Annotated in this window: 18 protein-coding genes and 2 pseudogenes; 8 read left to right on the forward strand and 12 right to left on the reverse strand. The window is 63.2% G+C overall.

Annotated features, from left to right (window positions below):
- Nucleotides 1-66 precede the first annotated feature (66 nt).
- Nucleotides 67-2,565 (forward strand): FAD-dependent oxidoreductase, encoded by a 2,499-nt coding sequence (locus RBB32_RS11375; protein ID WP_306152829.1) that lies wholly within the window; start codon nucleotides 67-69, stop codon nucleotides 2,563-2,565.
- Nucleotides 2,566-2,621: 56 nt separating this feature from the next.
- Here the strand turns inward: RBB32_RS11375 and RBB32_RS11380 are convergent, their stop codons facing one another.
- The 5 genes from RBB32_RS11380 to RBB32_RS11400 all read right to left on the reverse strand — a co-directional run bounded on the left by RBB32_RS11380 (nucleotide 2,622) and on the right by RBB32_RS11400 (nucleotide 6,221).
- On the reverse strand, nucleotides 2,622-3,431 hold the full coding sequence (locus tag RBB32_RS11380) for a GH25 family lysozyme (RefSeq protein ID WP_371931047.1): 810 nt from the start codon (nucleotides 3,429-3,431) through the stop codon (nucleotides 2,622-2,624).
- Between the two features lie 68 nt (nucleotides 3,432-3,499).
- On the reverse strand, nucleotides 3,500-4,108 hold the full coding sequence (locus RBB32_RS11385) for a DUF937 domain-containing protein (protein ID WP_306152830.1): 609 nt from the start codon (nucleotides 4,106-4,108) through the stop codon (nucleotides 3,500-3,502).
- Between the two features lie 109 nt (nucleotides 4,109-4,217).
- Entirely contained in the window at nucleotides 4,218-4,559 is a 342-nt protein-coding gene (locus tag RBB32_RS11390; protein WP_306152831.1) for a carboxymuconolactone decarboxylase family protein, read from the reverse strand.
- Nucleotides 4,560-4,626: 67 nt separating this feature from the next.
- Nucleotides 4,627-5,286, reverse strand: coding sequence for a DUF938 domain-containing protein (locus tag RBB32_RS11395; protein WP_306152832.1), 660 nt, complete (start codon nucleotides 5,284-5,286; stop codon nucleotides 4,627-4,629).
- A 2-nt stretch (nucleotides 5,287-5,288) separates the two neighbouring features.
- On the reverse strand, nucleotides 5,289-6,221 hold the full coding sequence (locus tag RBB32_RS11400) for an aldo/keto reductase (RefSeq protein ID WP_306152833.1): 933 nt from the start codon (nucleotides 6,219-6,221) through the stop codon (nucleotides 5,289-5,291).
- A 348-nt stretch (nucleotides 6,222-6,569) separates the two neighbouring features.
- On the opposite strand from RBB32_RS11400, the pseudogene RBB32_RS11405 reads away from it, so the two are divergent.
- Together RBB32_RS11405 and RBB32_RS21355 are read left to right on the forward strand one after the other, a co-directional pair.
- A pseudogene (locus RBB32_RS11405) lies at nucleotides 6,570-6,840 on the forward strand (transposase); the annotation flags it as partial.
- Nucleotides 6,841-7,021: 181 nt separating this feature from the next.
- A pseudogene (locus tag RBB32_RS21355) lies at nucleotides 7,022-7,270 on the forward strand (hypothetical protein); the annotation flags it as partial.
- Between the two features lie 93 nt (nucleotides 7,271-7,363).
- Here the strand turns inward: RBB32_RS21355 and RBB32_RS11410 are convergent.
- A complete protein-coding gene (locus RBB32_RS11410) occupies nucleotides 7,364-8,431 on the reverse strand; it encodes a response regulator transcription factor (protein ID WP_306152834.1) in 1,068 nt (355 codons plus the stop codon).
- Between the two features lie 8 nt (nucleotides 8,432-8,439).
- Here RBB32_RS11410 and RBB32_RS11415 point away from each other — a divergent pair, with 8 nt between their 5' ends.
- Genes RBB32_RS11415 through RBB32_RS11435 form a run of 5 tightly spaced genes read left to right on the forward strand, consistent with a single transcriptional unit; the run spans nucleotide 8,440 to nucleotide 15,974 of the window.
- Entirely contained in the window at nucleotides 8,440-9,717 is a 1,278-nt protein-coding gene (locus RBB32_RS11415; RefSeq protein WP_306152835.1) for a VWA domain-containing protein, read from the forward strand.
- Complete coding sequence (locus RBB32_RS11420) at nucleotides 9,717-11,768, forward strand: WG repeat-containing protein (RefSeq protein WP_306152836.1); 2,052 nt, start codon at nucleotides 9,717-9,719, stop codon at nucleotides 11,766-11,768. The genes RBB32_RS11415 and RBB32_RS11420 overlap by 1 nt, the downstream gene beginning before the upstream one ends.
- Before the next feature lie 17 nt (nucleotides 11,769-11,785).
- Entirely contained in the window at nucleotides 11,786-12,382 is a 597-nt protein-coding gene (locus tag RBB32_RS11425) for a hypothetical protein (RefSeq protein WP_306152837.1), read from the forward strand.
- Complete coding sequence (locus RBB32_RS11430) at nucleotides 12,379-13,059, forward strand: hypothetical protein (protein WP_306152838.1); 681 nt, start codon at nucleotides 12,379-12,381, stop codon at nucleotides 13,057-13,059. Before RBB32_RS11425 ends, RBB32_RS11430 begins: the two co-directional genes overlap by 4 nt.
- Nucleotides 13,060-13,103: 44 nt before the next feature.
- A complete protein-coding gene (locus RBB32_RS11435) occupies nucleotides 13,104-15,974 on the forward strand; it encodes an Ig-like domain-containing protein (RefSeq protein WP_306152839.1) in 2,871 nt (956 codons plus the stop codon).
- Between the two features lie 275 nt (nucleotides 15,975-16,249).
- Here RBB32_RS11435 and RBB32_RS11440 read toward each other — a convergent pair whose 3' ends face one another.
- The 6 genes from RBB32_RS11440 to RBB32_RS11465 all read right to left on the reverse strand — a co-directional run bounded on the left by RBB32_RS11440 (nucleotide 16,250) and on the right by RBB32_RS11465 (nucleotide 21,167).
- Complete coding sequence (locus tag RBB32_RS11440; protein WP_306152840.1) at nucleotides 16,250-17,152, reverse strand: DMT family transporter; 903 nt, start codon at nucleotides 17,150-17,152, stop codon at nucleotides 16,250-16,252.
- Nucleotides 17,149-17,928: an ABC transporter ATP-binding protein gene (locus tag RBB32_RS11445; RefSeq protein WP_306152841.1), complete on the reverse strand. Its 780-nt coding sequence runs from the start codon at nucleotides 17,926-17,928 to the stop codon at nucleotides 17,149-17,151. The genes RBB32_RS11440 and RBB32_RS11445 overlap by 4 nt, the downstream gene beginning before the upstream one ends.
- Nucleotides 17,925-19,019, reverse strand: a complete 1,095-nt coding sequence (locus RBB32_RS11450; protein WP_306152842.1) for an iron ABC transporter permease — start codon at nucleotides 19,017-19,019, stop codon at nucleotides 17,925-17,927. Before RBB32_RS11450 ends, RBB32_RS11445 begins: the two co-directional genes overlap by 4 nt.
- Nucleotides 19,016-20,137, reverse strand: a complete 1,122-nt coding sequence (locus RBB32_RS11455) for an ABC transporter substrate-binding protein (protein WP_306152843.1) — start codon at nucleotides 20,135-20,137, stop codon at nucleotides 19,016-19,018. The genes RBB32_RS11450 and RBB32_RS11455 overlap by 4 nt, the downstream gene beginning before the upstream one ends.
- An 80-nt stretch (nucleotides 20,138-20,217) precedes the next feature.
- Complete coding sequence (locus RBB32_RS11460) at nucleotides 20,218-20,601, reverse strand: hypothetical protein (protein WP_306152844.1); 384 nt, start codon at nucleotides 20,599-20,601, stop codon at nucleotides 20,218-20,220.
- Between the two features lie 128 nt (nucleotides 20,602-20,729).
- On the reverse strand, nucleotides 20,730-21,167 hold the full coding sequence (locus RBB32_RS11465; RefSeq protein ID WP_306152845.1) for a pseudoazurin: 438 nt from the start codon (nucleotides 21,165-21,167) through the stop codon (nucleotides 20,730-20,732).
- Nucleotides 21,168-21,183 lie beyond the last annotated feature (16 nt).

A 21,183-nucleotide genomic window follows, 5' to 3' on the forward strand; every position in this document is an offset into this window, starting at 1 on the left:
AACCCTTCGTCGTGTGACAGGCGTGATAGATATCCCCTAATGCATGGACCCAAGGAGTCGCCGGTCATGAAAACCCAAGTCAAAGCCCTTGTTGTCGGTGGTGGCGCCATCGGCACCTCGATTGCCTATCACCTTGCCAAGTTCGGTTGGGAAGATGTGGTGTTGCTGGAACGTGACGAGCTGACCAGTGGCTCGACATGGCACGCGGCGGGCCTGTTGCCGCTGTTCAACATGTCCTATGCCGTGACCCATATTCACGACTACTCGGTGAAATTCTACAAGTCGCTCGAGGAAGAAACCGGCCTCAATGCGGGCTTCAGCGTGGTGGGCAACCTGCGCATGGCGCAGACCGAAGAGCGGATGGACGAATACCGCCTTTATGCCGCCACCGCCGATACCGTGGGGGTGCCTTATGAATGGATGACCCCCGCCCAGATCAAGGACCGCTGGCCGCTGGTCAATTGCGAGGACTTGGTCGGCGCGATCTATCACCCGACCGATGGCTATATCAACCCGGCCGATGTGACCATGGCCATGGCCAAGGGCGCGCGGCAGCGTGGTGTCACCATCGAGCGCAAGTGGCAGGCGGATGCCTATCACTGGAACGGCGAGGCCTGGGAAGTGACCCTGACCAAGATGGTCGAAAAGGGGGGCAACCTTGTGCCCTCTGAAGAGCAGATGGTCGTGACCGCCGAGCATGTGGTGACCGCCACCGGCAACCACGCGCAGCGCACCGCGAAACTGTTGGGCATCAAGACGCCCGCCATCCCGGTTGAGCACCAGTTCATCGTGACCGAACCCGACCCCGCGCTTGTCGAGTACCGCAAAACCCATGGCGAGCATCCGGTTCTGCGCGATGCCGACGCCAAGTGGTATGTCCGCGAAGAGCGCGGCGGCTGGATTCTTGGCCCCTATGAGCGCAATGCGCCGGCGCGTTTCGAATACGGTGTGCCCGACAGTTTCCGCGCCGATCTTTTCCCGCTGGACCTTGAGCGGATCGAAGAGGAATACATGAGCATGATTCACCGGATTCCCTCGTCGGAAACCGTGGGTCTGAAGGACGATTTCAACGGTCCGATCTGTTATACCCCCGATGGCAACCCGTTGGTTGGCCCCGCGCCGGGCCTGCGCAACATGTGGCTGGCCGAAGGGTTCAGCTTTGGCATCACCGCCGCGGGCGGCACCGGCTATTACATGGCGCAGATGATGGTGGAGGGCGAAGCCGAGATCGACATGGCCTCGCTTGACCCGAAACGCTTTGGCAGCTGGATGACGACCGAGTGGTCGGCGCGCAAGGATGAAGAGGCCTACGAGCACGTCTATATCCTGCACCACCCCGATGAAGAGCGCGAGGCCTGCCGCCCGCTGCGCACCGCGCCCAGCTATGACCGCATGAAGGCGCGTGGCGCGCAGTTTGGCTGTGTCAACGGGTTTGAGCGGCCCAATTATTTCGGTCCGCTGGATGCGCCGGAAACATTCGATCACGACGCGCGGTCGTTCCGCCGTGGCGGTTGGTGGCAATATGCCGTAGACGAGGCAAAGGCCGTGCGCGAGGGCGCGGGCCTGATCGACGCCTCGGCCTTTACCAAGCATGTCGTCAAGGGGCCGGGCGCCACCCAGTTCCTCGATTGGTTCACCTGCAACAAGCTGCCGAAGGTGGGGCGCATCAACCTGACCTATGCGCTGACTTCTGCGGGGACCACGCGCACCGAGTACACCATCGTGCGTTTGGCCGAGGATGAGTATTACCTTGTTTCCGCCGGGGCCCTGACCGATTACGACGGCGATTACCTGCGCAAATGCGCCGAGGATAAAGCGCCCGAGTTCGGTTATATCTCGGTTGAGAACGTGACCACCCAGTGGGGCGTTTTCGCCATCGCCGGGCCGAAGTCGCGCGATGTTCTCAAGGAGGTCGTGAAAGACGTTGACCCCGAGACCGTGCTTGGCAACAAGCGTTTCCCGTGGCTGACCATGCGCGACATCGAGTTGGGCATGTGCCCGGTGCGGGCGATCCGCGTGGCCTATACCGGCGAGCTGGGGTGGGAGTTGCACCACCCGATCGAGATGCAGAACTATCTTTTCGACCTGTTGGAAAAGGCCGGTGAAAAGCATGGGTTAAAGCTGGTTGGCGCGCGCGCGCAAAACTGGCTGCGGCAGGAGAAGAGCTATCGCGCCTTTGGCCATGAGCTGGGCCGGGATGCGACCCCGCTTGAGGCCGATCTGCCGCGTTTCGTGGACCAGTCCAAGGAGTTTCACGGCAAGGACGCGATGAACGACCTGGGCGTACGGGTGAAATGTGTGACGGTTTTGATCGACGGGCCGGAGGATGCCGATCCCTGGGGGTCGGAAGCCCTGTTCGATGGCGACACCAAGGTGGGCCGCCTGACCTCGGGGGGGTACTCGGTGCATTTCGGCAAATCCATCGGCATGGGCTATGTCAGCCCCGATATGGCCGAGGTTGGTCAGAAGCTGAAAGTGAAGATCATGAACCAGCTTTGGGACGCCGAGGTTGTCGAGGACAGCCCCTATGATCCGAAAAACGAGGTTATCCGCGTCGACGGGTAAGCCATTGACCTTCAATGACTTGAAAGCCCCCGGTGCCGCTGCGCCGGGGGTTTTTCTTATCTGGTGTTCTGCGACAGCCAACGGCGCCAGTCGGCGCGGCTGCCGTTGAAGACGTTGATATCGACATGGTCCGTGATGCCGGGGATGAGCCCGGTGCCGGTGTATTGCCAGAAGCGCCACGACCGGCCCGGATAGACCTGTGCCGGGGTCTTGGCCGTCGAGCGGAGCCAGAAATCATAGCCCCTCAGGCGGGTAATGCCGGTGGCACGGTCGAACCCCGGAGTGGTGTAGATGATCGGGCGTTGTCCATAGTGGTTTTCAAGGATGCGCAGGAAGATCTTGGCATCCTTGCGCACCTGCGCGCCATTCGGGCGGTGTTGGCAGGTGGGGGAGTGGTGGTTCCATTCAAGGTCCAGAACCGGGGGCAGCATGCCTGCGCGTTTCGGGACATGCCGGATGAACCAGCGGGCCTGCACCCGCGCAGGCGTGCAGAAATAGTAGAAGTGATAGGCCCCCACGGGCACACCCGCGCGCAATGCGCCGTTCAGATGGGTGGTGAACTCCGCATCCAGAAGATCACCGCCTTCGGTCGCCTTGACGAAAGCAAAGCGGACGCCCGCGCGTTTGGCCCGGCGCCAATTGATGTGATCCTGAAAGCGGGCGGCGTCGATCCCGTGGACGGGATAGCTTTGCGGGGCGGGGTGGGCGAAATCCACCGGGTCGCTGTCGCCAAAGGCGTTTTGTGCCGTGGCGGGGGCGGCAAGGGCCATGACCGCGATGAAAAGAAGGGCAAAACCTGCGCGCATGAGCGCCCCCACGGATGAGTTGAATACCGTAAGCGTCGGGCGCGCGCGGGGTGTTGTCAAGCGGCAGGGGGCCATGCAAAAGGGCCACGGCGGTGCGTGGCCCTTCGTATTGATTTCACGGGGAAAATTCAGCGCATGAACTTGCCGAGGACGTCGTTCATGGCGTTGCCGTCGCCATCGGCGTCAAGCATCTGGTTGAGCATGCCGAGCGTGTTGCTTTGGCCTTCGGCGTCGCCGCCCTTGTTGCCGCCCAGAAGGCCGCCGATCATGCCCATCAGCCCGCCGCCGGATTGCTGCGGTTGGGCGGCGGCCATCATGCCGTCGATCTGCTCGTCCGGCATTTGCTTTTGCAACCCGCCCTGGGCCATGGCGGCGACCGAGGGCATGAACTGTTTGACGGTGTCCTGGTCAAGGCCCACCTTTTCGGCCAGCGTGGCGGCAAGGCCTTCGGTGGCGGCACTGTCGCCCAGCAGGGTTTCAAGGAAATTCTGGCCTTCTGCCTGTGCCTCGGGGGCGGCGGCAGCGGCGGCATCGTCGAAGAACGCGGCCTTATCTTCGCCCTTCATGGCGCCAAGAACGGTGTCCAATTGCCCCTCTTCGGCGCGTTTCTTGGCCGCTTGCCCGATGGCCGGGGCCAGCATTTGCGTCAGTTCCTGTGCCTTCGATTCATCAAGGCCGAACTGGCCAGCCAATTGCGAAAGGCCTTGGCCGCCTTGGGCCTGCTCAAGCAATTTCATGATCGACATGTGGTATCCCCCTAAAATTTTGCCAATTTCAGCCCATTCAAACCGGATTCCCCTCATGGATTAAGGGGAAATCCTGTTTTTGGGCCGCATTGCTGCAGATTTAGGCGGTGCCAGCCAATTCATCGTAACAGGCAAGCGCCTTGGCGGCATACATCATCGACGGGCCGCCGCCCATTTGTATGGACATGGCCAGAACATCGCCCACCTCGTCGCGCGTTGCGCCGCAGCGGATCAGGGTTTCGATGTGGATGGCGATGCAGGCCTCGCATTTCGTGGCCACGGCGATGCCAAGGGCGACATACTCCTTGGTCTTGAAATCCAGCGTGCCGCCTTCTTTCACCGATTTGCCCAAGGCGCCGAAGGCTTGGGCGGTGTCGGGGATGCATTTGTTGAGACTGCGCAATTGGTTGCGGGTATTGCCGAGTTTGTCGCTCCAGCTCATGTTCTGACTCCTGAATGTGTTTTCAGGAGGGGCTTAACAGGCGGCGAAGGCCCGTCCTTGATGCAGATCAGCCGGGGCGCTTTGCGACGAGGGCGAGGTTGTTGGCGGGCATTTCGACCACGTCGACCAGTTCTAGCCAAGCCTCGTGCAGCCAGTCGATGACATCGAAATCATCCTTGTAGCCAATTTCTGGGTCTTGGGCGGTGAGGGCGGCGTGGAAACTGGCATCGCCGTCCGAGGTAGCCTGACCATCGCGCAGGAAGGGGCCGTAGAGAACGAGGCGGCCACCGGGGGCGAGGGCTTGGGCGGCTTCGGAGACAAGCGTTTGTGCCTCGGGCGTAGAGATAAGGTGCAGCAGGTTGACCAGCAGGATCAGATCTTGGCCCGCGTGGTTCGCCCCCCAACCGGGCGCGGTTGCGTCGAGTTCGATGGCGGGTTGCAGGTTCGGGGCCTCCACGGTTTTCGCCCAAGCGTCAATGCTTTGGCGGCGGGTGGGGTCGATCTCGGTTGGTTGCCAGTGCAGGCCGGGCAGGGCTGGGGCGAAATGTGCTGCGTGTTGGCCCGTGCCCGCGGCCAGTTCCAGCGCGCGGCCCTCGGCGGGGCCGTGATGCTTGAGAAGCGCAAGGATGGGGGCCGCGTTGCGTTCGGACGAGGGGGCGTAGAGGCGGCCATCCTCGCCGGGGGTGGCGGTGGAGGCGCTGTCGGGCAGGTTGAGGCGGCGCGGCATGCTCAGGCCTCCTCGATCCGGTCGGTGGCTGGTGGAGGGGTGGGGGTGAGCGCGGTCAGGCGGTCGTAAAGTGCGTCATCCATCGTGAACTCCAGCGCCGCGAGCGAGGGCGCGAGTTGCTTGGAGGAGCGGGCCGAAAGGATGGGCATCGGGTTCGCCGGGTGACGGGCGGCCCAGGCCACGGCAAGGGTTGCGGGGGCAACGCCGACCTCATCGGCCATGGCGCACAGGCCCTTGGCGGCCTCGTGCATCCAGTCCTGCCCGTAGCGGGCGGCATAACGGTCATCCTCGGTCAGGCGGCCACTGCCGCCCTGGGCGTATTTGCCGGTCAACAGGCCGCCGCCCAAGGGCGAATAGGGGGCGACGTTGATGCCCTCGGCGGCGCACATCGGCAGAAGTTCCACCTCGGATTGGCGTTTCACGAGGCTGTACATGGGTTGGATGATACCGACGGGCAGGTCGAATTCCATGCCGATGCAGGCGGCTTTCATCACCTGCCACGCGGCGAAATTCGACAGGCCGATATACCGGATGTGCCCCGCGTCGCGCAGCCCGGCGAGGGTGTCGAGGGTTTCGCGCAGGTCGGTGTCAGGGTCGAAGCGGTGCAGATAGAGGATATCGACCATGTCCATATCCAGCCGCTGGCGGGATATATCGAATGTTTTCAGTACGTTGTCGCGCCCCGCGCCGCCGATATAGCCCGCCTTGGTGGCGATCACGAGGCGCTCGCGCTGGGGGGCGGCGAAGCGGCCAAGCAGGGTTTCCGAGGCGCCGTCTGTATAGACATGGGCGGTGTCGAAATGGGTGATTCCGGCCTGCAGCGCGGCCTCGAACATGGCGCGGCTTTCGGCCTCATCGGCGCGGCCACCGAATTGCATGGTGCCGAAGGCAAAGCGGCTGACGGGGGTGCCGTCGGGGGATGTGATCTGTGTCATGGGGCGGAAAGTGGCATGGTTTGGAAGGGTTGGAAAGAGGGGGGTGCGACCCCCGGGGGTAAGGATGCGAGCTAACATTGAGAACCCCTGTCTGTAACAGATCGGTAAAACGTGGGTATTTTTGTCAGACCCCCGGTAGATAACTGCGCGTAGGGTGGGTTTTGTACGAAACGTACGGGGGAACGGTTTGGGGAGTTTCAGCCCGGAGCAGACTGTCGCGGAGAGTCTTTATTCCACATCTTCCGCATATTTCCTTCCCTTCAAATCATCTTTACGTATAAGTTGACCCTCTCTCCTGAAAAGTCCTCGGTTTTAGGCTAGCCTGTTCTTCGTTGCAGGAGACATGGGATGAAGAGAATCCGTTTTAGCGAAGAGCAAATCATTGGCATTTCGAAAAAGCACCAGGCGGGTGCTGGGCGCAAAAGAGTTGTGCGGCAAGCATGGGACCAGCGACGGAACATTTTGCAAGTGGCGGTCAAAGTATGGCGGCATGGAAGTGTCCGATATGCGCCGGTTGAAGGGGCTGGAGGCTGAAAATTCCAAACTCAAGAAGATGCTGGCCGAGCAAATGCCCGGCGTGGCGACGCTCAAAGAGATGTTGGGAAAGAAACTTCTGAGGGACGTGCTAAATTGAAGCCGGATCAAAAAGGCCCCAGTGGGGCGTTTTCCCGGCAGACGCTACCCAGTTCTTTGCGGAGCGAAGCAAATGAGGTTCGCTTTCATCCATTGCCCGGCAGGCGATTTGCATGGCAAATCTGCCGAGAGGGGCAAAGAACGCCGAAATGTTGCCCGTCGAACGGCTATGCCAGATCATGGATGTCAGCCGGGGGGTGATCGGCTGGGCCCCCTCGCGTGACATTGCTTCGCAATGCACTGCCGGGCAGTTGTGCAGTAATCGCATGAAGCGTGATCTGGCGATCCGGGTGTTGAGCATGGCTATTGCATTGCGACGACCATCGAAGGGCTGTATCCACCACACGGACCGCGGCAGCCAATGTCAGGCTTATGGAGTGACACGAGCTCTGAACGGTACCGGTTCCCGATTGGCATTTTACACGGGTAGGCTTTGGGCAGCGATAACCTGACCTCGGCCAATTTGCTAAAAATTGGCCGGATCTCTACTTGAGGCGTCGCCGTCCGACTTAAAGATGAGGGTCTTCCGGGCGAGTTGCGGTAAGCGACCGGGCGAGCCGGTTCAATTCACTGCGGCGGCTGATACCAGTACGGGTGAGAACGGCTTCGCAATGGCGCCGGACGGTGTTCGGGCTGATGCCCATACGTGCCGCGGCCTCCTTGGTCGATAGGCCATCCAGCATACAATGCGCAGTGTCCGCCTGGCGCCTCGTAAGGCCGAACTGCTCAGCCAACCGGGCCGCCAGCGTTGCTGCATCCGGTGGGGAAATAGAAAGATACCCAGCATCCGGCCCCGGCAAAGGCAGATTCAGAAACGCTCCGGTCCCGTTGTCGTCGCCAAGCTGGCCATCCTGAAGGGTCACGTTCATATCGCTTTCAACGATGGCACGCTGGAGACGTTCGAAATTGCGGGCCTTCCGGTCCAATGCCTTGAAGCTATGTACGAAGGCCGGCAACAAAAGATTTAGAACGATTTCCGCTTTTCCCATGGCGAAAGACGGGGCATCGGCATTCGAATAACCCATTGCAAAGACGGCCTCACCCACGGCAAGGCGTGTTGTCATGCCGACGACGTGGTTCATGCCCGCGGGACGGAAAGCTTCACGGTGGAAAGCGGCGTTCTCTATCACGGCCCGCCTGGCAAAGGCGCTTTCGTGGTATACGCCGCTACCCATCTGCCGCCTGGTCAGGTTGATATTGTCGAGGTCCGGGTCGGTCGACCGTATATTGCCGTCGCGATCCACCCCGGCAAAGGTCCGAAAGAAGTACTCTTCGATCTGGGGGCCTGCGTTCCAAGTCACCAACAGGGGTGTTCCCTCGTTCAGCCATGCCGCCATGGCTGCATCCGCGTGCAACAGATCCGCAACATCCGCGAGGATAGCTTCACCGGTGCCCGGATCTGCCTCGAACGTCAAAAGACGTCGTTGGATGTCAGCGACCTTAAGGGCGTGTTGCAAACCGAGTTCCATCCTCTGATCCCTAACACGTTCAGAAAATAGGGCAAATGCCCCATGCCCGTACGATTTCATGCTGTCACGGTGATTGCAAAAGACTTGAGGAGAGACATGTGTTTGCAAATCGTTTGATGTCAGGATTGGTCGGCCTTGCCGCGCTGACAGGCTCAGCCGTGGCGCAGGATGAGAACGGAACGATGATCGTTCTCGACGGGTCGGGCAGCATGTGGGGGCAGATCGACGGCACACCGAAGATCGAGATCGCGCGTGACGCCATCGGCACGATGCTGGCGGACTGGCCTACCGGGCGCCAGCTTGGCCTGATGGCCTATGGTCATCGGCGCGAGGGCGATTGCGACGACATCGAAACGCTGATGTCTCTTGGTCCGCTTGACCGCGACGTGGTCGAGGCTGCACTGAACGATATCACTCCGCGCGGCAAGACACCTGTCGGCGCGTCGGTGCGTGCCGCGGCCGAGACGGTCGGCAACAGTGGTTCCGTCGTTGTCGTGACTGATGGGCTGGAGAATTGCGGGGCGGACCTTTGTGCATTGGGCGAGGAGTTGGTGGCCTCTAACTCAGGCTTCACAGCGCATCTCATTGGCTTCGACGTTGAAGACGCGGATGGCCAGCTTGCCTGCCTTGCTGAGGCGACGGGCGGGCGGTATATGCCCGCCTCCGATGCATCGTCCCTGACCGGCGCGTTGCAAGAGGTCAGCGCGCCCGAGCCGAAGGGGCCGCTTTTTGTTGATGAGTTTGATCGCGCCGAACTTGGCCCGGAGTGGACGATCGAACATCCGGATCCATCCGGATTCATCGTCGATGCAGGCGCTTTGGTCACCATGACCGTCGAGCCCGGCTACATGGGCGATGCCAAGGATCAGCCGAATATCTTTCGTTGGACGGGTGCCAAATTTCCAGAGGGTGATTGGGATCTGAGCGCCGATTTCACCGCCCGGATGGGAGAGGTTCAGACGCTTGGCGGTCGGCGTGCCATCGTTCAGGTCGGCCGCCATGCCGACGTGGACAACACGATTTCCGCTTATGTCTATCGGCAGGGGAATTCCAATGATGATCTGTGGCTGCGGCTGCGGGCGATGTCGGGTGGCACCGAAACCCGCGCCGAGGTCGAGATCGCTGGGGATACGCGCGGTTACGATCTGGCGCAGATCCTTAGGGATTTCGAGGAAAAGGGCGCCCGTCTGACCATTTCGAAACGCGGCCGCGACTATGTCGGACGTTTGATGCTAAACGGATGGACCTTGCAAGACGGCGGCACCGAGGTCATCGAGACCGATCCGATCCAGATTTTACGTACGAGCGGCGATCCGGCGCTTTTTGCCGGCACTTTGGGACCTGAACAGACCGTTGCCGAATTTGACCGTGTCGAGATCGTAGAGGTGGAGTGATGCCGGGCAAGACTATCTTCAGGACCTTCGCTTGGGCTGGCGCTGTCTGCGTCGGCACGACCCTCGGTGCAGTGGCGCAACCCTGCGGCAAGCCCGCCGATACCGTCCCAGCCTTCCTCTATCCTTTGCCACAAGATGCTCAATGGGGATTTGCCGGGCGCGATGGAGAATGGCGCCTTGCGCCCAGATGGCGGCAGGCCCGGCCCTTCTCGGAAGGTGTCGCAGCCGTCGAAACCGCCGATGGCTGGGGGCTTATCGACCGCGACGGCGCTTATATCGTGGAACCGGGCGCGCAGGATGCCGACCGCGTCGTGGTGTCGGGGCAGACCTATGCGCTGTCACCGTACAAGCCCATGTCACAGGGATGCAGCGCCGCAACCCCCGTTGATGGGGTTGCACACTATGTCACGGCCAAGGGCGAGGCGTGGACGCCGCCGGGGCTGTCGGACGAACGGGTCCTCGATCTGGGCAGCTTTTCCGAAGGTTTGGCATGGGCGCGCGTGAAGCGTGGCAAATACTCGGCCGTCGGCTGGATCGACACCAAGGGAGACTGGGTCATCGAGCCCGAATTCGCTGATGGTGGCAACTTCTCGGGCGGGCGCGCCCCGGCCGCCATGAGCACCGAGAACTGGGGCTACATCGGCCCCGCCGGCGATTTGGTCTTCCCCCGCAAATTCATCTTGAAGGCTGCCGGTCGTTACGGGTCGGACCTCGCGCCGGTGCGATTGGACGATCAGGCCGGCTTCATGGGGGCGGATGACTGGGCCATTCAAGACGTCACCCTGCCTGATGGGCGCAATGTTGACATCCGCGCTGCCGGCCGCTTTGCCGAGGGTCGCGCGGCGGTTTTGCCCGGGCCCGTCTGGATCAATCCGGAGGGGCAGGTCACGGTTGCGCCGCAGACCGGCGCAAGGTTGTCGATCTGTGACGAATCCCGCCTCCCGGCCTACCAGGACGGATTGTTGCCGCTGGTCGTGGGAAATGGAACGAACATCTGCGGGAACACGCCTGCGATACGGTATGAGGGCCCCGGCGATCCACGCAGTGGACCGGCGCAAATGCTCTGGCTGCTGCCTTGGGACAACGACAGGCTGGTATGGCTGGACCGTGAGGGGCGGACCGTCATCGATTCCACGGCTTGCCGTCGCGCGCCCGGTACCCTGGCCCTGCCCGTAGAAGCCGACGGGGGCGGGTTGGCCGACGGGGCTTACAGCATCACCCTGTCTGGCATGGTCGAAGGCGAGTCCGGACCATACCGCGCGGACGCGCCCTGCAACCGGTCGGCGTTCAAGATGGACGGCAACACGGCAACGAATGCGAACGGCCCGTGGAGTTTGTCCCTGTCCGGCGAGGGCAACTGGCAGGGCATGCCCGTGACCCTTAGCCTCAGCATCGGCCTGCCCGCGGGGCTTGGGCCGGGTGACCACAGGGTCAAGGACACGATGAACGATGCAGCCGTGTCCGCCTATTTGTGGATGAGTGTGCAGGACGTAGGCCCGAATGCAGAGCAACCGGCGACGTATACATCGTCGGGCGGTGGCATGCTGACGCTTGAGAACCGTGGAGAGACGATCACCGGCTCTTTCGAGGCAACGATGGTGTCACGCGATGCATCGGGGGATAAAATCGCGGTCAAGGCCGATTTCAACGCGATCCCCTACACGCGCGGCCCCGAGGTTACCATGGTCGAGACAACCGGCGCCGTCACAGCACTGGACGAGTCGATGCCCGATGATCCGCTGATCAACTTCTTCACCCCGGCGAATGCCGTCGAGAAAGATGACAGGCTGGTGCTGTCGCTTGGCAAGTTCGGTCCCAAGCTGGAGCTGGGTTTTCCCGCCGGATACGGCGGGGCGTTCACCGCCGGACCCGAGGCTCCGGTGTCGATCTCTTTCGCAGGTGTTCCTGTCCGCGCCGAGGGCCGCCTTGAGCGCAATGATGGCCGCCTGTCCGGCGACGTTACTGCAAAACTGGACGCGCATGACCAGGTGGACGGCGCAGGCAGCGTGACGTTGCGCTTTGCCGATATCCCGATCGAGAACGGCAAATGATCCGGGCAGCTCTCCTCATGCTCGCCCTCCCGACCGCCGTGCAGGCGCAAGGGGTGGATAGTGTCTACACCAGCTACGACTGGGCCGAGGATTGCCAGATGCTGGCGCAGGACGTGCCGCCGGACGAGGCGGGTATGGGCTTTCAGCTTGTCTGCCCCGGTCCGAACGGGATGCACCTGATGCTGACCGAGGGCGATGCCCGTATTTCGATGGATTACGGCAGCACGGCCGAATTCGGCCCGTGGGAAAGCTTTGCGCCATTTAATTCGGTGCACGACACCGTGGAGTGGCGCCGACAACCGTTGAACGGCGAAATGCAGCCTTTCGCCACCATCCACCGATGGATCGTCGGGCCCGCCCAGGATGACCGTGTGCTTCTTATCATCAGCACCGTGGCCACGTCGCCCGGCGTGGAAAGCTGCATGGTGGGCTTTATCGACACCACCAACACGCCCGACGCCAATGCACTGGCCCGCGAGGTGGCCGATCGTTACGCGCCAGGTTTCGTCTGCAGCAACGCCCGGGCGCGCGGGTTTGGCTATGTTGCCCCCGAAACCCCTGTGCCGCGCCGCGTTCCCCCACATCACAACACAGCGACAGGAGACCATCCATGATACGCCCCTTTGCCGCCGCCGTCCTGGCCACCCTTGTCAGTGCCGCGAGTGGTCATGCCGAAGGCCGCATCAGCTTTATCGCCAAGGCCGGAAGCGCCGGCGAGATGACGATGACGGAACGCTGGAAGGGCGATGCCCTGCGCACCGATATCGAAGGCATGGACGCCTACATGATGATGCGCGACGACACCGTCTATTCGATCATCTCGATGGCGGGGCAGATTACCGTCATGGACCTCGGACAGATGAAAAATATGCCGGGGGCGGCGTCGGGCCAAGGTCCGACGCAGGATCAATCCGGCGTCGTGTTCCCCGAGACGATCGAAAACGTGCGCGAGATCGGCGAGGCCCGCGAGATCGCCGGTATTAACGGCGACGTCTACGAGATCGAGTGGATCGACAACAGCGGCGAGCCACAGACAGACACGGCCGTGCTGACCGACGATACCCGTCTGTTGGAGCATCAGGCGCTCAAGACGCAACTGGTTCGAACCATCAGCAACGAAGAGCCCAATGCGCTTTTGATCGAGCTTCAGAAGCGCGGCCTCGCCGCGCTGTCCTTCGGGGATCGCTTTCTGGTTACCGAGGTCGATGACGATGCCGGGCCCGCCGGCGATTTCGAATTGCCGGCCGAGCCCGTGGACTTCGGCAACATGATGAATATGGGCAACCAGTGAGGGACCGGGCCCCACATTACGCTGGCCTCGTCCGCCGAGTGGCAATGGCGCTGGGCCTGTGCCTGACCGCACTGCCGCTGCATGCACAAGACACCTGCGGCCCTGAAGACCCTCCGCCGGTGCCGCTGTGCTCGGTCGGCGGAATGATAGAGGCGGTCAACCCGGCACAGGCCCTCGACGTTTTCGGCAACCTTAACCCGGACGCCTTTTCTGGCGGTGCGAACGCCGATTTGATGCCGGGCCAGGCCAGCCTGACCCTGTCCGGCGGGATCAGCGCGGGCGGCGCGGCCTGTGCGCGCCATGTTGCGGCCAAGCGCGTAGGGGGAACACGCGGCGTGCCTGGTCTCGACCAGGGGGCGGTCGATTTCATCGAGGAGATGTCGGGTGAAGACATAAATGTTCCGCAGGCCAGCGGCGGCACACGGCGTGCGGTCTTCGACATCTTCAGCCCCAACCTGATCTCGTACCAGGGTGGCGGCCTCGGGCAACCGCTTGGGTATCGGCATGGCGGTGTCGGTGGATGGCCGCGCAACAGCGGTGCACATCTAACCATCGCGCTGATCGATGCCGGGCCGGGCGATCTGCGGGCCGGTCAAAGCTACGAGGCGCGCGCCGTCGGCAGCGATGGAGACGGCGACCCGGCGGATATATTTACCGCCTGGACCGGGCAGATCCGCTCGCGCCCATATCCGCCGCCGAATGACGAAGAGCAACGCCGCGAACAGGAATTGGAAAAGCGCACCTGCCACGCCTTGCGCGAAGCGTTTCTGGAAACCCTCGACCAATCAGCCGTCCCGCTGGACGCGACCGTGGGACGGCAGGCCAGAGACATGGATTGCGATATGGATGGCGTCGGGCAAGCGGGCACCCGAACGCAGGCCGCCGGGGGCACCCTGTCGGGTATGGTCCATATCGAGCGGATCACTGACAGCAAGGTGATCGGGCGGTTCGATCTCTCGGGTAGGGCCCGGATCGAACGCGAGCGACGGACATGGAGCCCCCGAGGCCCCGGCCGGGTCGATATCGACAGCGACGACGGCGACGAAACCCTGCGCGTGACCGGGCGCTTCGCGGCGCCAAACATGCGCAACATGGGCTTTGCCCACCCCGGACTCGAAATCGCCCAAGCGCCTTCGGATGGCGCCGCCTCGATCGCGGAACTGCGCCTGATCGCGCACCGGCCCGCCCGCGACGAAAAGAACCTCCCCTGGGATGACCCGGGCATCCGCCTCACCTTCGACCGACCGCTTGACCCGGCTTCGGTCACGCCTGCGGCGATCAAGCTGGAATTCGGTCTGGCCAACGGCCAGGGCGGCACGGTCATGGCCCCGATCAAGACCCGCCCGCGCCTGACGGGCAGCGATACCGTGGTCGTCACACCGCAAGACCCGATGCGGGACGGAGTGCGCTACCGCGTGACGGTTCGTGCAGGACCGTCCGGTATACGTGGTGCGGAAGGCGAACAGATGGCTGTTGATCAGGCATGGGGCTTCGAAACGATGGTCGATCTGGATGACAACGAATTCATGAACACCGGGCTTGCATCGCATCTCGATTGGCGCGAAGGCGTGGAAAGCGACACCATCCAGGTCGCGACAAACGCACCGCTGGTCCGCGACAAACCCGCCGCCATCCGCATTTATCCCAAGTGGCGCCCCGATCCGCAGATCGCTCCGGGCTGGCAGGTGACAGAGTTCAGGGCCCATGTCCGGGCGCGCCCGGCTTTCGACCCGAAGGCGCCGCTGCTCGTGCCCGAGCGCCGCGATCTACGCCTCCGCCGGCCGGATATGTTCACCGACGAGGAACGCCGCAAAGGCGAGAACAGCGTTACGCTGTTTGGCTGGACCCCCGAATACGAAGAAATCGCGGCACTGCGCGCCGAGATCGAACCGGTCCGCGAGTGCGAGGAGTCTCCCCGAGTCTTCTCCGGGGTGGAGTCGCTGGATTGGGATCCGCTCGACCGCGACCTGTCGCTCGGATATGTCTTCGCCGAAGTCGGCCCTTGGGCCGATGGTGTGCCTCCCGGGCGTCGCCAGGAAGGCGCGCAGGCCGCACGGTCAGCTGAAACCTTCATCGAACAACTTTTCCCGGTAGGCGAAGCGCGGATCGAACCGGGGCCCGCCGTGCCCTTCTCTCCCGATTTCGCGGAGGACCTTGCGGCCACCATACGCGAAATCGCCATGGCCGAGTCGTTGGCCGGCACTCTGGACGACTCCGTACCTGAGAATTGGCTGGACTCGCTTGACGCTTATGACGGCAATAGCATGTCACTCCTGCGCGCGGCCAAAGGCGCGCTCAGCGGCATTGGCCTCGCCGATCCGCTTTACCGCCGTGGCGATATCCGGCGCACGATCCTGCGTCACGCGCACGATGCATTGAACGTGGCTGGCGCCTATGGCGATTTCGACGCGGTCGTCGTGTTCATGCCCTATGACTGGCTGCAACTGCTTGGCGTGGCGAACTGGGACATCGGCCCGCGATTCATGTGGCCCGATGTTGACCAGCCAATCACCTTCACCAGACCAGTCATCGGCGTGAGCCTCACCGGACCGGATAGCGGCAAACCCGGAATTCCATCGCTCGGGGCCATCACCCACGAGGTCGGGCACGTCTTCGGGCTGGAACATCGCCCTGCTGTCGCAACCGCCGCCGAACGCAGCCGTGTTTGCGACGCGCTGGAAGGTACGCTCATGGACGGGATAGAGGGTTTGCGGATCTCCCCAAGCGGCGACAGTGGTGCCGTCAAGTCTTCCGAGGACGGAAACGCAGAAAAGAAAGGGGAGCTCCTGTCGCTGATGTTCCCTTGCGCACGAGGCGCGAAGCCAAGCCTGTTCATCATGCAGGACCACTACGCGAAACTGCTCGAAAACTTACGCCCGGGCGCATTCCAAGTGCCGCTGCGCGGCTTGCCGTAGCCGCTCGGAGAGATGAGGCGGTACTCGCTCGCGATCCCGCTCGACAGTTTCCTAGGGAAGGCGCTGTTCCTATTTTTGATGTTGGACCGGTCGGTGCCTTCTCAGTCTATATCGTTCGTTTTGGGCCCTTCTTGATTTCGGGTAGAAAGGCGGAAGGCCGATATTCGCCGCGGATTCTTTGACTGTCCGGTCTGCGGGTGCTGCGGCGCAATGACCGGTAATGTCCCGGCACAAAAAGGTCCATGTTGTGGGGATTGAAGGGGATAAGGTTTCGATCAAGCCTTGTGCCCGGCAATCGGTAATTTCGGTCGCCTGCGGTCGCCCGCGACGACGATCAGCGTGGCCATCACGATGCAGGCGGCGGCGATGTAGAAGACAATGCCGGGGATCACCCCAAAGAAAAGCGCATCGGCGATGACGGCGAAGATCAGGGCGAGGTATTCGAAGGGCGCGAGCTTGGACACTTCGCTGTGCTTCATCGCCAGCGTCATCATGATATGGGCGATGCCGCCCGCCGCGCCCGCGCCGACCAGGTAGATAAGCTGTTCGGGCGTCGGGCTGACCCAGCCCAGCGGCGCGGTGGCAAGCCCGGCAAGGGCGCAGGTGAGCGCGAAGTAGAGGGCGATGGCGCCGGCGTTCTCGGTCCGGGCGAGGCTGCGGATCTGGATCTTGGCACCGGCGGTGAAGATCGCCATCGTCAGGGCCAGCCCGACGCCCAGCAGGTAGCCGGGGTCGACCTGCACGCCGGTGGCCTCGGGGATGACCAGCACCAGCACGCCGAGAAAGCCGAACATGACCGATATCCAGCGGGTGCGGTTGACGATCTCGCCCAAGAGTGCCCGGGCCAGCAGGACGGCGAGGATCGGGGCGAGGTAGCCGATCACCGAGGCATGGGCCAGCGGCAGGTAGCGCAACGCCGCGAAGGAGGCAAACATCGCCGTGCAGCCGAGGATGCAGCGCAGCACATGCGCCATGGGCCGACGCGTGGCAAGGCCGCGCGGAAAATCGCCCGTGGCAAAGAGGTAGATCACCAGTGGAATGAGCGCGCAGGCGCTGCGGTAGAACACCACCTGACCAAGCGGCACCGTATCGGCCAGCCATTTCACGCAGACGGTCATGAGCGTGAAGAACATGGTCGCGCCGATGCGCAGAATGATACCGTGGAAATCCGATGTCATGACGGGGCGCCCGCCTTGGTCGTGGCGCGCAGGGGCATGACCTGAAGCCGGGCATTGCCAAGGCGGAGAACATCGGCCTCGATCCCGTACATCGCGGCAAGGTTGTCGCGGTTCAGCACGTCTTCGGCCGCACCGGCGGCGCGGAATTCGCCGCCGTGAAGGGCGATGAGCCGGTCGGTGAACTGGGCGGCGAGGTTGAGGTCATGCAGGGCCATGGCGACGATCGTTCCGGTGCTGGCGGCGAGGTGCCGCAAGCGTTCCAGTACCAGCAATTGGTGCCGGAGGTCGAGGGCTGCCGTGGGCTCGTCGAGCAACAGGACACGGGGTGCGCGGAAGAGCGCCTGCGTCAGGAAGACAAGCTGCCGCTGGCCGCCGCTCAGTTCGTCGAGGCGGCGGGTTTGCAGGTGGGCGAGCCCGAAGGTGTCGAGGGCGGTGACGGCCTTGGCGATCAGCGCCGACGGCAATCGCATGCTGAGCGAACGGAGGCGCCCGAGCAGGACCACTTCGAGCACGGTGAGTGAGGAGGCGGCGCCGGTTTCCTGCGGCATGTAGGCGATGTGCCGGCCGCGGTCGGCGGGCGGGAGAGGGATGCCGTCGAGCCTTACGGTTCCCTGCGCCGGCAGGAGCCCGGCCACGGCCTTGAGCAAGGTCGATTTGCCGGCCCCGTTGCAGCCGATCAGCGCGGTGACCTCGCCATCGCGCCAGGTGTCGGTGACATCGCGGATGACCGGGGCGGCGCCGTAGCGGACGCAGAGTGTGTCGATAAAGAGGGTCACCAGTTTCTCCCTTGACCGCGCAGGATGAGAAAGAAGAGGAAGGGCACGCCGATCACCGCCGTGACGATGCCGATGGGGATGACCGCGCCGGGCGAGACGATCTTTGACAGGACCGAGGCGGCGAGCATGATGTTCGCCCCGGTGAGGCCGGCCATCGGCAGCAACAGGCGCTGATCCTCGCCCACGGCCATGCGGGCGATGTGGGGGGCCACCAGACCGACGAAGCCGATGGTCCCGACGAAGGCCACGGCGCCGGTTGTCAGGAGCGCCACGACGGCGAAAACCTTGATGCGGAGCGCCTGCACGTTGACGCCGATGGCCGCCGCGCGGCTGCCACCGAGGCGGAGCGCGGTGAGCCGCCAGATGTCGGGAAGAACTGCGAGGGTGGCCAGCGCAACGACGGCGGCGACGATGGGCACGTTGGCCCAGCTTGCCCGCAGGAGCGAGCCGAAAAGCCAGAACACGATGGATTGCAGCACTTCCGGAGAGGCGATGTATTGCACGAAGGATTGCGCCGCCTGGAACATGAAGAGCGTGGCGATGCCGGCGAGCACCATGACCTCGGGGCTCATGCCCTGCATGCGGGCGAAGAAAAAGACGATGCCGCCGGCGGCGAGGCACATCAGGAACGCCGCAAGCGGGATGGTCAGCCATGGCACGAAAGGCAGGGTGATGCCCGTCAGGATCACGATGGCCGCGCCAAAGCCCGCGGCGGCGGAAAAGCCCAGTGTGTAGGGGCTGGCCAGTGGATTGCCGAGAATGGTTTGCATGTGGACGCCCGCCATGCCCAGCGCGAGGCCCACGAGGATGGCCATGCAGGTGACCGGCAGGCGGATGTCGAAGACGATGACGCGGGTCATCGAGCTGACCTCGGAGGGGGTGACGAGGGTGTGTAAGACCTCGCCCAGCCCGAGCATCGAGGGACCGGTGACGATATCGGCGACCGCGAGCGCGAGGAAAGCCGTGATGCCGCAGATCAGCCACAGGAGGCGGCGTTGTATCAGCGCACGGTAGGCTGTGGCCGATGGTGGGTCGGATGGCGGGTCGGAGGCGGCGTCGACCGCCGCCTCCGATAGGTTTGCGCGGATCATCCGTCTTGTCCGGCAGGAAGTTGCGTCATGTAGGTACCGTCGAACTGCACCGGCATGTAGGTTGCGAAGAACCGGTCGAGTGCCGCCTGCGGGTCGAGATCGGCGAAGGTCTCAGGGTAGAGCGCCTTGGCCAGGAACTGCAGGAACGCATAATCGTAAAGCGTGCGGTTGCCGCCGTGGTAGACGCCGAAGATGCGATCATTTGCGACCGCGTCGAGTTCGTTCCAGCCCGGGCGCTCGAGATAGGGGCGCATACGGTCGTGGGTGGTGGTGGCGTCGACGGTTGGGCCCATGAGGATCGCCTCGTCCTGCCCTGTCCAGCCGGAACCGGCGAGGAGGATCACTTCGGGGTTCTGCGACAGGACGTATTCGGCGCTGAGCGGGCCCCAGCTTTCGATCTGGCCGTCGGCGATGTTCTGCGCGCCAAGCTGGTCGATCACCGCGCCCCACTGGGTGCCGGAGTAGGAGTTGTCGACCACGTCGCGGCCCTTGCGGCCAAGCTCGACATAGACCTGCGGGCGGGCATCTTCGGCGATGGTATCAAGGCGGCCGAGCACCTCGGCCACGGCGGTCTCGTACTCGGTCGCCAGTGTTTCGGCGCGGTCTTCCTGACCGAGGATCTGGCCGAGAAGGCGAGTGGATTCGACATGCTTCTCGACGGTCTGGGCGTTGTAGTCGAGGACAACGACAGGGATGCCGGCAGCTTCGATGCGCTGGTTGATCTCGCCGAGGGCGTCATACTGCCAGCCGGCCAGCAGAACGAGGTCGGGCCGGGCCGCAACGACCGCTTCGAGGGAGAAGGTGCCGTCGCTGGTATGGCCGACGTCGGGCAGGTCGGCGATCTGCGGCATGGCCGCGACATAGGTCTGCCATTGCAGGTTGCGCCAGCTTTCCCACGGCGCGCGCGAGATGGCGGCGACGCGGTCGAACCCGTCGGGGCCGGCCACGGCCATGAAATCCTCGTAATAGAAGCCCAGCATGATGCGTTCGGCGTTCTCGGGGATATCGACCGTGCGGCCCTTCGTGTCGGTCACGGTGATGGTCTGGGCCCAAGTCGGCAGCGATAGAGTGGCCACCAGCGTGGCTGCGGCAAGGCCGCGGGTGATGAATTGGAACATGGTATGTCCTTGAAGTTCACGTAGGTTTTGCCTCCGCCCGGAAAAGCGGAGAGACTTTGAAATGGTCTGATCGGGTGAACTTAAAGGACGGGTGGCGCGCGGGTGCGGGCATGGCCCATGAGCCGCAGGACAAGATGCGGCGGTGGGGTCAGGGTCAGGCGGTGGGAAAAGTCGACCGCCATTTCGTGCCAGTCGAGCGCGGTGCGCGGGGGCACGTCGACGGCCTTGCCGAAGCTGTGGCACCAGTCGCAGCCGCCGGAACGCTCGGTCTGTTCGACCGGCTTGCCGGTTTCGAGGTCGATGACCACGGTTTCGTTGCCGAAGCCCGAACAAAGCTCGACCACCGGGCCGGAGGCGGGCGAGGCCTGAAGCCCGCCGGCCATGGCGAACTGAACGACAAGCCATGTCAGGGCTGGAAAGACCAGCCCGAACCGCCGCCAGAAAGATGTTCGCCGTTTGCGCATGGACATGTTGTACCGCGTTGAGAAGCGCCGCTACCTTGGTTGCAGGTTGCAGGTTGCAGGTTGCAGGTTGCAGGTTGCAGGTTGCAGGTTGCAGGTTGCTGGCGTCAAGTCAATCTCGGGGTTGTGCGCTATTGCGCCGCTCCGTCGTCGGTTTCTCGGGAGAGGATCGCCTCGAAGCGGTCCCGGGCGCGGCGCGGCAGGTCGTCGGGCAAGACGGAGGGTGACAGCGACGCGTCGCCCACCCGGATCAGCATCACCATGCCCATCATGAAATGCGGCGAGCATTTCACGCCATAGACCCCTTCGGTGTCGAGGGTGATTTCGATCTCCTCGTCGATCTGGCCGATGAAGCGCGCCGCCCCCTCGGGACGCATGCCCTTGATCGAGGCGGCGTTGTGGCCGCGATCGCTGGCAAGAAAGCGGATGGTGTCACCCGGCTGGGCGGAAATGAAATCAGGCTCGTAGACCATGGCGCCCGTGTCATTACGGTTGAGCATCTTTACCTCGTGTATTTCGGCCGAGGCAAGGGTTGGAATGGCCATCAGGGCGGCAAGCAGCAGTTTCATCATGGTCCTTTCGGGT

Source organism: Roseovarius sp. MMSF_3281 (assembly GCF_030733685.1).
GTDB lineage: Bacteria > Pseudomonadota > Alphaproteobacteria > Rhodobacterales > Rhodobacteraceae > Roseovarius.

What these genes read in the sequence shown, in the direction of transcription:
- RBB32_RS11375 (WP_306152829.1), top strand. Translation starts at nt 67, where the DNA reads ATGAAAACCCAAGTCAAAGCCCTTGTTGTCGGTGGTGGCGCCATCGGC.
- RBB32_RS11385 (WP_306152830.1), bottom strand. Translation starts at nt 4,108, where the DNA reads ATGAAATTGCTTGAGCAGGCCCAAGGCGGCCAAGGCCTTTCGCAATTG.
- RBB32_RS11390 (WP_306152831.1), bottom strand. Translation starts at nt 4,559, where the DNA reads ATGAGCTGGAGCGACAAACTCGGCAATACCCGCAACCAATTGCGCAGT.
- RBB32_RS11395 (WP_306152832.1), bottom strand. Translation starts at nt 5,286, where the DNA reads ATGCCGCGCCGCCTCAACCTGCCCGACAGCGCCTCCACCGCCACCCCC.
- RBB32_RS11400 (WP_306152833.1), bottom strand. Translation starts at nt 6,221, where the DNA reads ATGACACAGATCACATCCCCCGACGGCACCCCCGTCAGCCGCTTTGCC.
- RBB32_RS11415 (WP_306152835.1), top strand. Translation starts at nt 8,440, where the DNA reads ATGTCAGGATTGGTCGGCCTTGCCGCGCTGACAGGCTCAGCCGTGGCG.
- RBB32_RS11420 (WP_306152836.1), top strand. Translation starts at nt 9,717, where the DNA reads ATGCCGGGCAAGACTATCTTCAGGACCTTCGCTTGGGCTGGCGCTGTC.
- RBB32_RS11425 (WP_306152837.1), top strand. Translation starts at nt 11,786, where the DNA reads ATGCTCGCCCTCCCGACCGCCGTGCAGGCGCAAGGGGTGGATAGTGTC.
- RBB32_RS11430 (WP_306152838.1), top strand. Translation starts at nt 12,379, where the DNA reads ATGATACGCCCCTTTGCCGCCGCCGTCCTGGCCACCCTTGTCAGTGCC.
- RBB32_RS11435 (WP_306152839.1), top strand. Translation starts at nt 13,104, where the DNA reads ATGGCGCTGGGCCTGTGCCTGACCGCACTGCCGCTGCATGCACAAGAC.
- RBB32_RS11440 (WP_306152840.1), bottom strand. Translation starts at nt 17,152, where the DNA reads ATGACATCGGATTTCCACGGTATCATTCTGCGCATCGGCGCGACCATG.
- RBB32_RS11450 (WP_306152842.1), bottom strand. Translation starts at nt 19,019, where the DNA reads ATGATCCGCGCAAACCTATCGGAGGCGGCGGTCGACGCCGCCTCCGAC.
- RBB32_RS11455 (WP_306152843.1), bottom strand. Translation starts at nt 20,137, where the DNA reads ATGTTCCAATTCATCACCCGCGGCCTTGCCGCAGCCACGCTGGTGGCC.
- RBB32_RS11460 (WP_306152844.1), bottom strand. Translation starts at nt 20,601, where the DNA reads ATGCGCAAACGGCGAACATCTTTCTGGCGGCGGTTCGGGCTGGTCTTT.
- RBB32_RS11465 (WP_306152845.1), bottom strand. Translation starts at nt 21,167, where the DNA reads ATGAAACTGCTGCTTGCCGCCCTGATGGCCATTCCAACCCTTGCCTCG.